The sequence below is a fragment of the Sorangium sp. So ce128 genome (genome assembly GCF_051525245.1).
GTDB classification, from domain to species: Bacteria; Myxococcota_A; Polyangia; order Polyangiales; family Polyangiaceae; genus Sorangium; species Sorangium cellulosum_B.
Genome location: NZ_CP150313.1, coordinates 11,254,109 through 11,267,122, shown reverse-complemented (window position 1 = coordinate 11,267,122; position 13,014 = coordinate 11,254,109). Strand labels below are relative to the sequence as shown.

Genomic DNA, 13,014 nt, shown 5'->3' with positions numbered 1-13,014 from the left:
GGGATTTTCGATGGCCCGTGCAAAAGAGTTTGCGAAGCTGAACCGTCCGCCGAAGTTTTCTACGCGGCAAAAGAACCGTTGCAAGGTGTGCGGGCGCGCGCGCGCTTACTACCGCGACTTCGAGCTCTGCCGCGTCTGCCTTCGGTTGTTCGCGCTCCGTGGTGAGCTCCCTGGTGTGATCAAGGCCAGCTGGTGATTCTATGATGACCGATCCCATCGCCGACATGCTGACCCGCATTCGCAACGCGGCGCTCGCGCGGCACGACCGGACCGAGGTCCCCGCGAGTCGCATCAAGGCCGCGGTCGCGGAGATCCTCAAGTCCGAGGGCTTCATCGCCGACGTGCGCGAGACCGAGGGTGAGGGTCCCAAGAAGCTCACGATCGTGCTCAAGTACGGGCGCGATCGACAGAGCGCGATCGACGGCGTGCGCCGCGTCTCCCGCCCCGGGCGCCGCGTGTACGTGCGTCACGACAGGATCCCGCGCGTGTTCAGCGGGCTCGGGATCTCGATCCTGAGCACGTCCCGCGGGCTCATGAGCGACAGGGATGCGCGCCGCCTCAAGATGGGTGGCGAGCTGATCTGCGAGGTGTGGTGATGGAAGCTCAGGCGAACGCAGCCCAGCCCGCGAACGGTGACAGCCGGCTCGCTCCGAAGACGTCGCGCGTTGGCAAGCGCCCGATCGACCTGCCGAAGGGGGTCACCGCGACCGTCAACGGCCGGAAGATCGACGTCAAGGGTCCGAAGGGCCAGCTCTCCCGCGCGATCACCGACAAGGTGGACATCAAGCTCGAGGGCAGCAAGCTGCACGTGAGCTCGGTGGCGCCTGGGCGCGACGGGTCGCGCCTCCAGGGCCTCACGCGGGCGCTCGTGGCCGCGATGGTGAAGGGCGTCGCCGAGGGTTACGAGCGGACGCTCGAGCTCAAGGGGACCGGCTATCGCGTCGAGCTCAAGGGCACGACGCTGAACTTCGCCCTCGGCTTCTCCCACCCGGTGACGTTCCCGGTGCCGACGGGGCTCACGGCGACGATCCCGGCGGACTCGAAGGGCACCGTCCTGGTCCTGACGGGCGCGGACAAGGAGCTCATCGGGCAGACGGCCGCGACGATCCGTGGCTTCAGGCCGCCGGAGCCGTACGGCGGCAAGGGCGTCCGATACCGCGGCGAGCGCGTGCGGGAGAAGGCTGGCAAGGCCGGCAAGGGCGGCAAGAAGTAAAGGCGAGCGGCGGCGTGTACGCCGCTGCACCGAGGGACGAGACGGTCATGGGCATGAAAATCGTCGGTCGGGAGCGCCGGAAGCTCCGCATCCGCAAGAAGGTCGAGGGGACGCCGGAGCGCCCGCGCCTCAGCGTCTTCCGCAGCTCGAAGCACATTTACGCGCAGGTCATCGACGACGTGAGCGGCAAGACCCTCGCCCACGCTTCGACTCTGTCGAAGGACCTCAAGGGCTCCCTCGACGAGGACAACAAGGTCGAGGCGGCGAAGAAGGTCGGGGCTCTGATCGCGAGGATCTGCAAGGACAGGCAGATCGAGAAGGTCGTCTTCGACCGCAACGGCTATCTGTATCATGGGCGCGTCAGCGCCCTCGCCCAGGCGGCGCGCGAGGCAGGTCTCGATTTCTGACTCCCACAGCCGCTGCCCTGATGGTGAGGGCGGCGGGCGCGGTCAACTGCCGCGGCGGAGAACGTGATAGAGGACGGTTATGGCGTTCGATCATGTCGACGAAGAGAAGCTGAAAGAGCGAGTCATCCACATCAACCGCGTCGCCAAGGTCGTCAAGGGCGGCCGGCGCTTCAGCTTCTCGGCGCTGGTCGTGGTGGGCGACGAAGCGGGGCACGTGGGCATCGGCCTGGGCAAGGCCAACGAGGTGCCGGAGGCCATCCGCAAGGGGAACGATCAGGCTCGCAAGAACCTGTTCCGCATTCCCCTGGACGGCGTGACCATCCCGCACGACTCGTTCGGCCACGTCGGGGCGGGCAAGGTCCTGCTCAAGCCGGCCAGCCCTGGGACGGGCGTCATCGCCGGCGGCGCGGTGCGCGCCGTCGTCGAGTCGGCGGGGATTCACGACGTGCTGTCGAAGTCGCTCGGCACGAGCAACCCGCACAACGTCGTGCACGCGACCGTCGCGGCGCTCCGTGGGCTCAAGAGCCCGGAGAGCGTCGCCGGCAAGCGGTCGATGCAGCTCGACTCGCTCGACTACCAGCGCCGCGGTAGCACGAACACCGCGGGTCGACGGCGCGCGAGCGTGGCGCCGCCCCCCGGGAAGCCGGGCGGCGGCGGTGGTGCACCGAGCGGCGGCGCTGAAGGAGGCTCGCAGTGAAGCTCCGGGTACGTCAGAGGGCCAGCAACATCGGCCAGGTCGAGCACACCCGCAAGATCATCAAGGGGCTCGGCCTGCGTGGGCCGGGGTCCGAGGTGGTCGTCGCGAACACGCCCTCGTTCCGTGGCATGGTGAAGAAGGTCCTCCACCTCGTCGAGGTCGAGGAGGTCGCCGACGGAGCGACCTCGTCGAAAGCCTGAGAAGCGAGATCGTCATTCCAGCGGAGTCGCCGCGTACGGAAGTGTGAAACATGGACATTCTTTCTAAGCTCCAAGCCCCTGAAGGCGCCGTAACCAAGAGGCTCCGCGTTGGCCGTGGCGTGGGGTCGGGCGTCGGCAAGACGTCTGGCCGCGGACAAAAAGGGCAGAAGGCGCGGGCCGGCGGCAACATCAACAAGAAGCACTTTCAGGGCGGACAGACGCCGATCCAGCGTCGCCTCCCGAAGCGTGGCTTCCGCAACCCGCTCGCGGACATCGTCGTCAACGTCAACGTCGGCGACCTCGAGGCGTTCGACAATGGCGCCCAGGTCGATCTGATCGCGCTCCACGAGCGCCGCCTCGTGCAGGGGCGGTTCGACGTGCTGAAGATCCTCGGCGACGGTGAGCTCACGAAGAAGCTCACGGTGACGGCGCACCGCTTCTCCAAGGGAGCGGTCGAGAAGATCGAGAAGGCGGGGGGCAAGGCGGTCGTGCTCGCGGCGCCTGCACCCCAGGGCAACTCGACGGACTCCTCGTCCTCGTAGTCAGCGCGCACGCGCACCCACCAAGCCGGAGTCCAGGATCGCCTATGGCCAGCCTCGCGGGAATCACCAACTTCCACAAGATCCCCGAGCTCCGGCGACGCGTGATCTTCACCCTGGTGATGCTCGCGGTCTACCGGGTTGGCGTCTTCGTGACGACGCCCGGCGTCGACCGGAACGCGATGCGGCAGTACGTCGCGAAGCAGTCCGGCGGGCTCCTGAGCTTCTTCAACATGTTCTCGGGCGGCGCGCTGGAGAACCTGTCGATCTTCGCGCTCGGGATCATGCCGTACATCTCGGCCTCGATCATCATGCAGCTCATGGGCATGGTCTACAAGCCCATCGACGAGCTGCGGAAAGAGGGCGAGCAGGGTCGACGGCGGATCGATCAGTACACGCGGTACGGCACGGTCGCGCTCTCGCTGTTCCAGGCCTTCTCGATCGCGAAGATGCTCGAGGGCCTGTCGAGCAGCGAGACCGGGGCCGGGATCGTGAACCACCCCGGCATCGGCTTTCAGCTGATGACGGTCATCACGCTGACGACCGGGACCGCGTTCCTGATGTGGATCGGCGAGCAGATCACGGAGCGCGGCGTCTCGAACGGCGTCTCGCTCCTGATCTTCGCGAGCATCGTCACGCGCATCCCGGAGGAGGTCGGCAACTACTTCGCCCAGAACGCCGGCGATCTCCAGCCCCTGACGATGGCCGCGATCGTCGCGTTCATCGTGTTCGTCATCGCCGTCATCGCGTTCTTCGAGAACGGCAGGCGTCAGATCCCGATCGTGTACTCGCGGCGCCAGGTCGGTCGCCGCGTCTACGGCGGGCAGACGGCGCACCTGCCGCTGAAGGTGAACACGTCCGGGACCATCCCCCCCATCTTCGCGTCGTCGCTGCTGATGTTCCCGCAGACGCTCGCGAACATGAACGTCCCCGGGGCCGAGCAGATTCAGGCGATCATCAACCGGGGGGACTGGGTCTTCAACACCGGCTACGCGCTGCTCATCGTCTTCTTCTGCTTCTTCTACACGAACGTCACGTTCCAGCCGGTGGACGTCGCGGAGAACCTGAAGAAGCAACAGGCAAATATCCCCGGGATCAGGCCAGGAAAGCAGACGGCGGACTACATTCACCGCGTGATCCAGCGGATCACCGTGGGCGGCGCGCTCTATGTCGCCGCGGTGTGCGTGGTGCCCTCGATCGTCGGCAACCTGCTGCGTGTCCCCTTCGGCTTCGGAGGCACGTCGCTCATGATCGTCGTCGGCGTCGCGCTCGACACCGTGAACCAGCTGGAGGCGCACCTGATCACGCGGAGCTACGAGGGGCTGACGGGCCCCGGTGCCACCCGCATCCGGGGCCGCAGGCTCCCGGAAGCGTGATGGAGGGCAAATGATCTTGGTTCTGGTGGGGCCTCCTGGAGCTGGGAAGGGTACGCAGGCGAAGCTGCTGTGCGCACGCTTCGGCATCCCGCAAATCTCGACCGGCGACATGCTGCGCGAGGCAAAGCGATCGGGGACCTTGGAGAAGCGCTATCTGGACATCATGGACTCTGGCGGACTCCTGCCGGATGAGGCCGTCATCGGCCTCATCGCGCGCAGGACGGTCGAGCCCGACTGCAGCGATGGCTTCCTGCTGGACGGATTTCCCAGGACTGTGCCTCAGGCGGACGCGCTCGACGAGCTCCTGGCCAACCAGGACGGCAGGCGGATTGATGCGGTGATCCAGCTGGACGTGGGCCGTCCCCTGCTCGAGGAACGCCTGATCCATCGCCGAACTGACAAACGCAGTGGACAGATATATCATCTCGTCTATAATCCGCCGCCCCCCGGTGCGGAGCTAGAGCATCGGGCCGATGATCGGCCCGAGGCTGTTGCAAAGCGTCTCGACGCCTACGAGGCGATGACGGCCGCCCTTCTTCCGTTCTACGAGCAGAAGAAGCTGCTGCATCGCGTCGATGGAGTCGGGAGGCCTGAAGAAGTTACGCACAGGGTGCTGTCGGCGATTGGCCGGCCGGGCTCGGGTGGAGAATGAGGCGTAAGAATCAGACCAGACCGCCGAAAGAACCGAAGGGCGACAAGCTCGAGTTCGACGGCGTGGTTCAAGAGGCCTTGCCGAACGCCATGTTTCGCGTGAAGGCGGACAACGGCCTCGGCGTCCTCGCGACCATCAGCGGCCGGATGCGGCAGTACTACATCAAGATCCTGCCGGGCGACCGCGTGACCGTCGAGGTCTCGCCGTATGACCCGAGCCGAGGCCGGATCACGTACCGGCACAAGTAACGTAGTTTTTGAGGAATCTGGAGGCTCCCCGTGAAGGTGCGCCCGAGCGTCAAGAAGATCTGCGACAAGTGCAAGGTGGTCCGGCGGCGTGGTGTCGTTCGGATCATCTGCGAGAACCCCCGCCACAAGCAGCGCCAGGGGAACTAGCTCTTTCGGCGGTAGCCCGCCCTCGTTTCGGTTTGGAGTAACCATGGCTCGTATCGCTGGTGTCGATCTCCCGCGTCGGAAGCATGTCGCCTACGCCCTGCCGTACCTGTTCGGCATCGGGCGGACTCTCGCCTTGCAAATCTGCGAGAAGACCAACATTCCGCAGAACAAGCGGGTCGAGGAGCTCAGCGACGCTGAGGTGAAGGCGATCCGCGACCTCCTGGACGCCGAGTACAAGGTCGAGGGCGACCTGCGGCGCGAGGTGCAGCTCAACATCAAGCGGCTCATGGACCTCGGCTGCTACCGAGGGCTCCGCCACCGGCGCGGGCTCCCGGCGAACGGGCAGAGGACGCATACGAACGCGCGCACCCGGAAGGGACCGCGCAAGGGCATGTTGCAGCGGCGTCCTGCCGCGACCAAGTGACGAGCGGGGATTAGGACGCCATGGCGCAAGCGAAGACGGCTGCCACTACCACGAAGGCCAAGCAGAAGAAGAAGGTCAAGAAGAATGTCTCCGCGGGTATCGCGCACATTCAGTCGACCTTCAACAACACGGTCGTGACGATCACGGACATCAACGGCAACGCGATTGCGTGGTCGTCCGCTGGCGCTCGCGGCTTCAAGGGATCGCGCAAGTCGACGCCGTTCGCCGCGCAGCTCGCGGCGGAAGAGGCGGCGCGCCGGGCGCAGGAGCACGGGATGCGCTCGGTCGCCGTGTTCGTGAAGGGGCCGGGGGCCGGACGCGAGAGCGCGCTCCGTGCGCTCCAGACCGCTGGCTTCAAGGTGACGCTGATCCGTGACGTCACGCCGATCCCCCACAACGGTTGCCGGCCGCCCAAGCGGCGCAGGGTTTGAGGTAATTCACGATGGCTCGCTACATTGGTCCGGTCTGCAAGCTCTGCCGCCGCGAGGGGATGAAGCTCTACCTCAAGGGCGAGCGGTGCTACTCCGAGAAGTGCGCGTACACGCGGCGCCCGTATCCCCCCGGCCAGCACGGCCAGGGGCGCATCAAGCTGAGCGAGTACGCGGTGCGTCTGCGCGAGAAGCAAAAGGTGCGTCGCATCTACGGCGTGCTCGAGCGGCAGTTCAGCGGGTATTTCCAGGAGGCCAACCGGCGCAAGGGCCGGACGGGCGAGGAGATGCTCGGGCTGCTGGAGCGGCGGCTCGACAACGTAGTGCACCGGATGGGCTTCGGCTCGTCCCGCGCCGAGGCGCGCCAGCTCGTCCGGCATGGGCACGTGCACGTGAACGGCAAGCGGCTGGACATCCCGAGCTACGTCGTTCGGGCGGGTGACCGGGTCGAGCTCACCGAGGGGGCGCGCAAGTTCAAGAGCGTCCTCGCCTCCGTCGGCGGCGCGGACAAGCGCCCGGTCGCGAGCTGGATCGACGTGGACCGCGCGGCGTTCACCGGCGCGATCAAGGGCGCGCCGATCCGCGAGGATCTCAACGAGCCGGAGATCCGCGAGCAGCTCGTCGTCGAGTACTACTCGCGCTGATCGCGCGAGGGCGGCGCGGAGGAGGGCGGCGGCGCGAGCGCACCTTGCAGGGTGCGCTCGATCGCTGCGGGCTCCCCTCGGCGCCGCCATCCCGCGCTCGCGCGCGGGGGCATGGAGCCTAGGATGCGGGCAGGAGGCGGCGTCGATTGGTCGAGTGCGGCCGCGGCGTGAGACCTCCGCGCAAACCTCATGAAGGAAGGAGATCGCCATGACGATGAACAACCCGAACCTCACGATGATCGCCCGTAACTGGCGCGATCTGATCCGGCCCAAGGGCATCTCGATCGACGCGGACAGCGGGACCCAGTTTTACGCCAAGTTCACGTGTGAGCCCCTGGAGCGCGGCTTCGGGATCACGATCGGCAACTCGCTGCGCCGCGTGCTGCTCTCCTCCCTCCAGGGGGCGGCCGCGACGGCCATCCGCATCGAGGGCGCGCTGCACGAGTTCACCACCGTGCCGGACGTGGTCGAGGACGTCAGCGACATCATCCTCAACGTGAAGGAGGTCGTCTTCAAGGCGGCCACCCCGAAGACGTACTCGGTGCGGATCGATCGCGAGGGGCCCGGGCCCGTGTACGCGCGCGATATCCAGCTGGTCGACGGCCTGTCGGTGCTCAACCCCGACCACCTCATCGCCGTGCTCGACAAGAAGGGCCCGCTCTCGATGGAGCTCACGGTCAACGTGGGCCGCGGCTACGTGCCCGCCGAGCGCAACAAGACGCCGACCATGCCGATCGGGACCATCCCGATCGACGCGCTGTTCTCGCCGATCCGCAAGGTGAACTACACCGTGCAGAACGCCCGCGTCGGGCAGGTGACCGATTACGACAAGCTCACGCTCGAGGTCTGGACCAACGGGTCCGTCTCGCCGGCGGACGCGGTCGCCTTCGCCGCGAAGATCCTCAAGGAGCAGCTCTCCATCTGGGTCAACTTCGAGGAGAGCGAGGAGACGAGCTACCAGGCGGTGATGAGCGACGACGAGCCGCTCAACGAGAACCTGTTCCGCTCCGTCGAGGAGCTCGAGCTGAGCGTCCGCTCTGCGAACTGCTTGCAGAACGCGAACATCACGCTCATCGGGGAGCTCGTGCAGCGGACCGAGCAGGACATGCTCAAGACCAAGAACTTCGGTCGCAAGTCGCTGAAGGAAATCAAAGAGATCCTCGCGAACATGGGGCTCTCGCTCGGGATGAAGATCGACAACTGGCCGCAGCTCCTCGAGCGCTGGAAGGCGCAGCAGGCGCAGGCGTGAGTCGGTACTGAGGGAACGTCATGCGTCACAAGAAAGCGGGCAGGCAGTTTGGTCGGGATACCTCCAGTCGCAGGGCGATGCTTCGCAACCTGACGGCGAACCTGATCACCCACGAGCGGATCGAGACGACCGACGCCAAGGCGAAGGAGCTGCGGCGCGTGGCCGAGCGGCTCATCACCAAGGCGACGCGGCTCGGCAAGGTCGCGTACACCGCGCACGGGGAGCTCAGCCCCGGCGATAGAGCGCGCCGGCTCCACGCGGAGCGGCTCGTGGGCAGCTACATCCCTCGCTGGGGGGTCGCGACCGACGGCAAGAAGGTCGACATCATCGCGAAGGTGATGATCGATCTCTCGAAGCGCTTCGAGGGACGGCCGGGCGGCTACACGCGGATCATCAAGCTCGGTCCGCGCCGCGGTGACTGCGCGCAGATGAGCCTCATCGAGTTCATCGACGCGCCGCCGGTCGCGGACGCGCCTGCGCAGGCCGCCGAGCCGGTCGCCGCGGCGGAGCCGGCCACCCCGGCGACGACCGCCGGCTGAGACCGGAGACAGGCCGGCGCCGCGTGGCGCTGGCACAGTCGCAGACAGCACGCCGGGAGAGCGCTCAGCTCGCCCGGCGTTTCTGCGTTGTGAGCCCGGCCGGCGCTCAGGGGCCGACCGCTGCGTGGGCCTGGTGCGCGCGACGGCTCAACGGTCGCGCGGGTCGGCTGCAGGGGCGTCGTCGCTCCGCGGTTCCGCTTCCTCGGTAGGCTGTGCCGGCAGGTCGGGGTCCGCCCTCGAGGCGGCGGCCGGGGCCGGCTCGGGAGACGTCTGGGGCTGCGGAGGAGCGGCGCTGTCCTGCCTTCGGGGCGGCGCCGAGGCAGGCGGCGATGCGGTCGGCTGCGGAGAGGACGGCGCCGAGGCAGGTGATGCGGTCGCCTGCGGAGAGGACGGCGCCGAGGCAGGAGACGCCGGCGGGGGCGGAGGAACGGCGCCGGCTTGCTCTCGAGCGCGCGACGGAGCGCTCCGTCGCCGGGCGATGAAGAACATCGAGAGCACCGCGGCGAGACCTACCGCTCCCGCGGCGATGTGGCGGTTCGTCTGGCTCTTCCGCTCCGCGACCTTGTCCCCGAGGGAGGCGAGCGCCGCCCTCGCGCCGGCGTTGGAGGGGTCGAGCTCGATCGCACGCTCCAGCACGAACTTGTCCGGCGTGCCGCGCTCGATGAGGAGCGCGCCCTCGAGATAGGCGATCTCCGCTTCGATCTTCCTCGCGCGCTCGCCTGGCGCGTCGAGGCGCAGCGCCTTGCGCAGCATGGCGAGCGCGTCGTCGCGCCGGTCGGCAGACAGCGATCGCGCCCGCTCCACGTAGGCGTCCACCATCTCCTTGCGGCGCTCGAAGAGCGGCGCGCGGGCGAGCACCTTGTCGAACGCGTCGGTCGCCTCGGCGGGCTTGCCCGCGCTCGCCGCAGCGACGCCCTCATCCATCAGCTTGTACACCTCCGCGAGGCGCGCGCGATCGTACGTCCCGAAGAGCTCGCGCGCGACACGGTCCCACGACCACTCGCGCGGCGGCTTCGCGCCGGTGAGGTCCAGGTAGGCGTCGCGGAGCTGCCAGATGCCGGGCTCGCCGATCGCGGAGATCGCCTCCCGCGCGGCGTCGCGCAGCCGCGCGCGGTCGCTGTTGCAGAAGCTCAGGATCACGCGCACGGCGTCCACGTCCCGGACGCGGCCGTAGGCGCGGAGGACGTCGGCCAGGATCTGCGTGTCATTCGACGCGATCGCCTCGCCGGGGATCGCCCGGCCGAGCAGGTCGAGCTGCTTGTTGGCCCACCGCTGGACGATCTTGGCGTCGTGCTGGCGCGCCTCGATCAGCGCGGGGACCGCCTTGTCGCGCAGCTTGGCCACCTGCCGCTGGAGATCGATGCGGAGCAGCTCGCCGAAATAGGCGTGCAGCGCGATGAGCTCGCGGACCGCAGGCGTCGTGCCCGCAGCGACGAGCATCCGCTCCATCGCGAGCAGCTTGACGACATCGCGCCACGCGCTGTCCCGCGGCCGCGCCACGGCCAGCATGAAATCCAGCCAGTCCCCCTCGTCCTTCTCGTCGTCAGCGCCCTTCGTGGCGCTCTGGTCGGCCTTGATGTCCTTCTTTGCGCCCTTCGCGTCGCCGGCGTCCTTCTTTGCGCCCTGGTCGGCCTTCGCGTCTTTCTTCGCGTCACCGGCGCTCTTCTTTGCGTCACCGGCGCCCTTCTTTGCGTCGCCAGCGCCCTTCCTCGCGCCCTTGTCGGCCTTCGCGTCTGCAGCCTTCTTCTTGTTGCCGTCGCGCTCGTCCTCCCCCTTCTCGCCCTTCATCGCCTTGCGGCCTTCTCTGCGCGCGTCCGCGAGCACGCGAGGCGCCGCGTCCCGATCGAGCGAGCCGCGGATGTCCTGAACGCGCAGCCGCACCGCATCGACGATGCCAGGGATCGGCTCATCGAGGGCCGCGCGGGCGTTCTCCCGCGAGCGCGCGTCCTCCGACGTGAGCTGGTCGAGTATCCGGTCGAGCTCGCGGACCGCGGCGATGTCAGGCTCCGGGCGGGCGATCGGGGCGAGGCGCGGGAGCTCAGGGAGCGCGGAGGAGGCCGGCGCGGAAGTGCCCGCGTCGCGCTCGCCGGCGGCGCGCGCCGGTGGCGTCGCGAGCGGCGCCGCTGCGAGCAGGCCAATCAGGACGAGCCACGCGCACGCCGGCCTGCGTCGCTGCGCCGATCGCGCGCCTGCACCCCTCGGATCCGACGAGCTGCGTGCCAAGCGCCTCAATCCGTGATGCGAAAGTCGAAGAAATCGCCGGAGAAGCCACGCCACCGGACGTCGACGCGCTCGACCCGCGCGGCGCTCGGGCCGCGGTTCGCCCAGGCGATGAGCTCCTTCAGCTCGTCCTCCTCCCCCTCGGCGAGGACCTCGACGCTGCCGTCGGAGCGGTTCTTCACCCAGCCGGTGAGGCCGAGCCGCTTGGCCTCGCGCTGCGTGGAGGCACGAAAGAAGACGCCCTGGACGCGACCGCGGACGAACAGCTGAACCTGTTTGAGCCCCATGGAACCAGCTTGACTTAGCCGCGCGTTCCGGGGGAGGCAACTTCAGGCAGCACCTGGGAGCCACGGGCAGTTCGCCCGCGCCGTTCTTCGTACGGACGGCGCGGGCGACCTGAATCCGTGCCACGCCCCACGACGCGCGCGCGTCGCCCGTGCCTCCCGCCGCGCATTGACAGAGCAGACGCGCTTGATAGAGTCGCCGCCCGATCGGCAAGCACAGCCCGCCGATCGAGCGACATGAACGGAGGGGCGCCGGTTGCGAGGCGAGCCCTCTTCCCTCTGGCGACCCGCCGACATCGACGACATGCTCGGCCCCGCCTCGGGTCCGACCCGCTAGACCCCCCCAACCAAAAAACCAACGACCGACGGCCTCCACGCCCTTGACAGGGCACGTGCCGTCGCATCCTGGAGCTTTCCGACTCATGCACCTCAGGGAACTGAAGCAGAAACCGATGGCCGAGCTCGTCCAGATGGCGAAGGGGCTCAACATCGAGGGCGCTGCCGGGCTGCGCAAGCAGGAGGTCATCTTCGCTCTCCTGCAGGCCCACGCGGCGCAGGACCAGCCGGTCTACGGCGAGGGCGTGCTCGAATGCCTGCCCGACGGCTTCGGCTTCCTCCGGGCGCCGGACTACAACTACCTGCCGGGTCCGGACGACATCTACGTCTCGCCGTCCCAGATCCGGCGCTTCAACCTCCGCACCGGCGACAGCGTGAGCGGATCCATCCGGCCGCCCAAGGAGCGCGAGGCGTACTTCGCGCTGCTCAAGGTCGACAAGATCAACGGCGAGCCCCCCGAGGTCGCTCGCGACAAGATCCTGTTCGACAACCTCACGCCCCTCTACCCGCAGCAGAAGTTCAACATCGAGAACGGGACGAAGAGCTTCTCGACCCGCATCATCGACATGCTCTGCCCCATCGGGAAGGGGCAGCGCTGCCTCATCGTCTCGCCGCCCCGCGCGGGCAAGACGGTGCTGCTCCAGCAGATCGCCAACGCGATCTCCGCGAACCACCCGGACACGACGCTGATCGTGCTGCTCATCGACGAGCGCCCGGAGGAGGTGACCGACATGCAGCGCACCGTGAAGGGCGAGGTGATCAGCTCGACCTTCGATGAGCCCCCGACGCGGCACGTGCAGGTCGCCGAGATGGTGATCGAGAAGGCGAAGCGCCTCGTCGAGCACAAGCACGACGTCGTGATCTTGCTGGACTCGATCACCCGCCTGGCGCGCGCGTACAACACGGTCGTCCCGCCGAGCGGCAAGATCCTCTCCGGCGGCGTCGACTCGAACGCGCTGCACAAGCCGAAGCGGTTCTTCGGCGCCGCGCGCAACGTCGAGGAGGGCGGCTCGCTGACGATCGTCGCCACCGCGCTCGTCGACACGGGCTCGCGCATGGACGAGGTCATCTTCGAGGAGTTCAAGGGCACGGGTAACAGCGAGATCCACCTGGATCGCAAGCTGATGGAGAAGCGGATCTTCCCCTGCCTCGACATCAACAAGAGCGCGACCCGCAAGGAAGAGCTGCTGCTGCCGGAGTGGATCCTCCAGCGCGTGTGGCTGCTCCGCCAGCTGCTGCACCCCCTCAACGTCATCGACTCGATGGAATTCCTCCTGGACAAGGTGAGCCGCACCGAGACCAATCAGGAATTCCTCGAGAGCATGAACCAGTAACGGCGCGTCCTAGGGGCGCTCCCGGCGGCCGTCGGGAGCGCTCTCTGTCACGCGAACGGTTCGCGCAGGGGCCCGCG

The 13,014-nt window shown here is 67.8% G+C and carries 18 protein-coding genes and 1 pseudogene; 17 read left to right on the top strand and 2 right to left on the bottom strand.

The window, feature by feature from the left end:
• The first annotated feature begins 10 nt into the window (after window positions 1-10).
• From WME82_RS42695 to rplQ, 16 genes and pseudogenes are all read left to right on the top strand, one after another.
• Window positions 11-196 carry a type Z 30S ribosomal protein S14 gene (locus tag WME82_RS42695; protein ID WP_437742268.1) on the top strand — a complete coding sequence of 62 codons (186 nt, stop codon included), beginning with the start codon at window positions 11-13 and terminating at the stop codon, window positions 194-196.
• Window positions 197-200: 4 nt separating this feature from the next.
• Window positions 201-596 (top strand): 30S ribosomal protein S8, encoded by a 396-nt coding sequence (gene rpsH / locus WME82_RS42690; RefSeq protein WP_012240558.1) that lies wholly within the window; start codon window positions 201-203, stop codon window positions 594-596.
• Entirely contained in the window at window positions 596-1,213 is a 618-nt protein-coding gene (gene rplF, locus WME82_RS42685; RefSeq protein ID WP_437277607.1) for a 50S ribosomal protein L6, read from the top strand. The genes rpsH and rplF overlap by 1 nt, the downstream gene beginning before the upstream one ends.
• A gap of 47 nt (window positions 1,214-1,260) precedes the next feature.
• A complete protein-coding gene (rplR, locus tag WME82_RS42680) occupies window positions 1,261-1,620 on the top strand; it encodes a 50S ribosomal protein L18 (protein ID WP_438039997.1) in 360 nt (119 codons plus the stop codon).
• Between the two features lie 79 nt (window positions 1,621-1,699).
• Window positions 1,700-2,179 (top strand): annotated as a pseudogene (gene rpsE / locus WME82_RS42675) (30S ribosomal protein S5); the annotation flags it as partial.
• 134 nt (window positions 2,180-2,313) lie between these two features.
• Window positions 2,314-2,517, top strand: coding sequence for a 50S ribosomal protein L30 (gene rpmD, locus WME82_RS42670; RefSeq protein ID WP_437742267.1), 204 nt, complete (start codon window positions 2,314-2,316; stop codon window positions 2,515-2,517).
• Between the two features lie 50 nt (window positions 2,518-2,567).
• Complete coding sequence (gene rplO, locus WME82_RS42665) at window positions 2,568-3,059, top strand: 50S ribosomal protein L15 (RefSeq protein WP_437742266.1); 492 nt, start codon at window positions 2,568-2,570, stop codon at window positions 3,057-3,059.
• A 44-nt stretch (window positions 3,060-3,103) separates the two neighbouring features.
• Window positions 3,104-4,432 carry a preprotein translocase subunit SecY gene (gene secY / locus WME82_RS42660; protein WP_437742265.1) on the top strand — a complete coding sequence of 443 codons (1,329 nt, stop codon included), beginning with the start codon at window positions 3,104-3,106 and terminating at the stop codon, window positions 4,430-4,432.
• Between the two features lie 10 nt (window positions 4,433-4,442).
• Window positions 4,443-5,084: an adenylate kinase gene (locus WME82_RS42655; RefSeq protein ID WP_437854186.1), complete on the top strand. Its 642-nt coding sequence runs from the start codon at window positions 4,443-4,445 to the stop codon at window positions 5,082-5,084.
• Window positions 5,081-5,332, top strand: a complete 252-nt coding sequence (gene infA, locus WME82_RS42650; RefSeq protein WP_012240550.1) for a translation initiation factor IF-1 — start codon at window positions 5,081-5,083, stop codon at window positions 5,330-5,332. Before WME82_RS42655 ends, infA begins: the two co-directional genes overlap by 4 nt.
• A gap of 30 nt (window positions 5,333-5,362) precedes the next feature.
• Complete coding sequence (rpmJ, locus tag WME82_RS42645) at window positions 5,363-5,479, top strand: 50S ribosomal protein L36 (protein ID WP_012240549.1); 117 nt, start codon at window positions 5,363-5,365, stop codon at window positions 5,477-5,479.
• Window positions 5,480-5,522: 43 nt separating this feature from the next.
• Window positions 5,523-5,903, top strand: a complete 381-nt coding sequence (gene rpsM / locus WME82_RS42640) for a 30S ribosomal protein S13 (protein WP_012240548.1) — start codon at window positions 5,523-5,525, stop codon at window positions 5,901-5,903.
• Window positions 5,904-5,923: 20 nt separating this feature from the next.
• Window positions 5,924-6,334, top strand: coding sequence for a 30S ribosomal protein S11 (gene rpsK / locus WME82_RS42635; RefSeq protein ID WP_012240547.1), 411 nt, complete (start codon window positions 5,924-5,926; stop codon window positions 6,332-6,334).
• Window positions 6,335-6,345: 11 nt separating this feature from the next.
• A complete protein-coding gene (gene rpsD / locus WME82_RS42630) occupies window positions 6,346-6,975 on the top strand; it encodes a 30S ribosomal protein S4 (protein ID WP_272102129.1) in 630 nt (209 codons plus the stop codon).
• A gap of 208 nt (window positions 6,976-7,183) precedes the next feature.
• The gene (locus WME82_RS42625) at window positions 7,184-8,224 is read left to right on the top strand and encodes a DNA-directed RNA polymerase subunit alpha (protein WP_438039996.1); all 1,041 of its coding nucleotides are present in this window, start codon (window positions 7,184-7,186) and stop codon (window positions 8,222-8,224) included.
• A gap of 20 nt (window positions 8,225-8,244) precedes the next feature.
• Complete coding sequence (gene rplQ / locus WME82_RS42620) at window positions 8,245-8,763, top strand: 50S ribosomal protein L17 (RefSeq protein ID WP_012240544.1); 519 nt, start codon at window positions 8,245-8,247, stop codon at window positions 8,761-8,763.
• A gap of 147 nt (window positions 8,764-8,910) precedes the next feature.
• On the opposite strand, the gene WME82_RS42615 is transcribed toward rplQ, so the two are convergent.
• Both WME82_RS42615 and yccX read right to left on the bottom strand, forming a co-directional pair.
• Entirely contained in the window at window positions 8,911-10,986 is a 2,076-nt protein-coding gene (locus tag WME82_RS42615; protein WP_438039995.1) for a hypothetical protein, read from the bottom strand.
• Between the two features lie 5 nt (window positions 10,987-10,991).
• Complete coding sequence (gene yccX, locus WME82_RS42610; protein WP_012240542.1) at window positions 10,992-11,270, bottom strand: acylphosphatase; 279 nt, start codon at window positions 11,268-11,270, stop codon at window positions 10,992-10,994.
• A 419-nt stretch (window positions 11,271-11,689) separates the two neighbouring features.
• Here yccX and rho point away from each other — a divergent pair, with 419 nt between their 5' ends.
• Complete coding sequence (gene rho, locus WME82_RS42605) at window positions 11,690-12,937, top strand: transcription termination factor Rho (protein ID WP_012240541.1); 1,248 nt, start codon at window positions 11,690-11,692, stop codon at window positions 12,935-12,937.
• Window positions 12,938-13,014: the final 77 nt, after the last annotated feature.

Bases quoted from the DNA above. Each gene is read 5' to 3' on its own strand.
- WME82_RS42695 (WP_437742268.1), top strand. From the start codon at position 11: ATGGCCCGTGCAAAAGAGTTTGCGAAGCTGAACCGTCCGCCGAAGTTT.
- rpsH (WP_012240558.1), top strand. From the start codon at position 201: ATGATGACCGATCCCATCGCCGACATGCTGACCCGCATTCGCAACGCG.
- rplF (WP_437277607.1), top strand. From the start codon at position 596: ATGGAAGCTCAGGCGAACGCAGCCCAGCCCGCGAACGGTGACAGCCGG.
- rplR (WP_438039997.1), top strand. From the start codon at position 1,261: ATGGGCATGAAAATCGTCGGTCGGGAGCGCCGGAAGCTCCGCATCCGC.
- rplO (WP_437742266.1), top strand. From the start codon at position 2,568: ATGGACATTCTTTCTAAGCTCCAAGCCCCTGAAGGCGCCGTAACCAAG.
- secY (WP_437742265.1), top strand. From the start codon at position 3,104: ATGGCCAGCCTCGCGGGAATCACCAACTTCCACAAGATCCCCGAGCTC.
- WME82_RS42655 (WP_437854186.1), top strand. From the start codon at position 4,443: ATGATCTTGGTTCTGGTGGGGCCTCCTGGAGCTGGGAAGGGTACGCAG.
- infA (WP_012240550.1), top strand. From the start codon at position 5,081: ATGAGGCGTAAGAATCAGACCAGACCGCCGAAAGAACCGAAGGGCGAC.
- rpsM (WP_012240548.1), top strand. From the start codon at position 5,523: ATGGCTCGTATCGCTGGTGTCGATCTCCCGCGTCGGAAGCATGTCGCC.
- rpsK (WP_012240547.1), top strand. From the start codon at position 5,924: ATGGCGCAAGCGAAGACGGCTGCCACTACCACGAAGGCCAAGCAGAAG.
- rpsD (WP_272102129.1), top strand. From the start codon at position 6,346: ATGGCTCGCTACATTGGTCCGGTCTGCAAGCTCTGCCGCCGCGAGGGG.
- WME82_RS42625 (WP_438039996.1), top strand. From the start codon at position 7,184: ATGACGATGAACAACCCGAACCTCACGATGATCGCCCGTAACTGGCGC.
- rplQ (WP_012240544.1), top strand. From the start codon at position 8,245: ATGCGTCACAAGAAAGCGGGCAGGCAGTTTGGTCGGGATACCTCCAGT.
- yccX (WP_012240542.1), bottom strand. From the start codon at position 11,270: ATGGGGCTCAAACAGGTTCAGCTGTTCGTCCGCGGTCGCGTCCAGGGC.
- rho (WP_012240541.1), top strand. From the start codon at position 11,690: ATGCACCTCAGGGAACTGAAGCAGAAACCGATGGCCGAGCTCGTCCAG.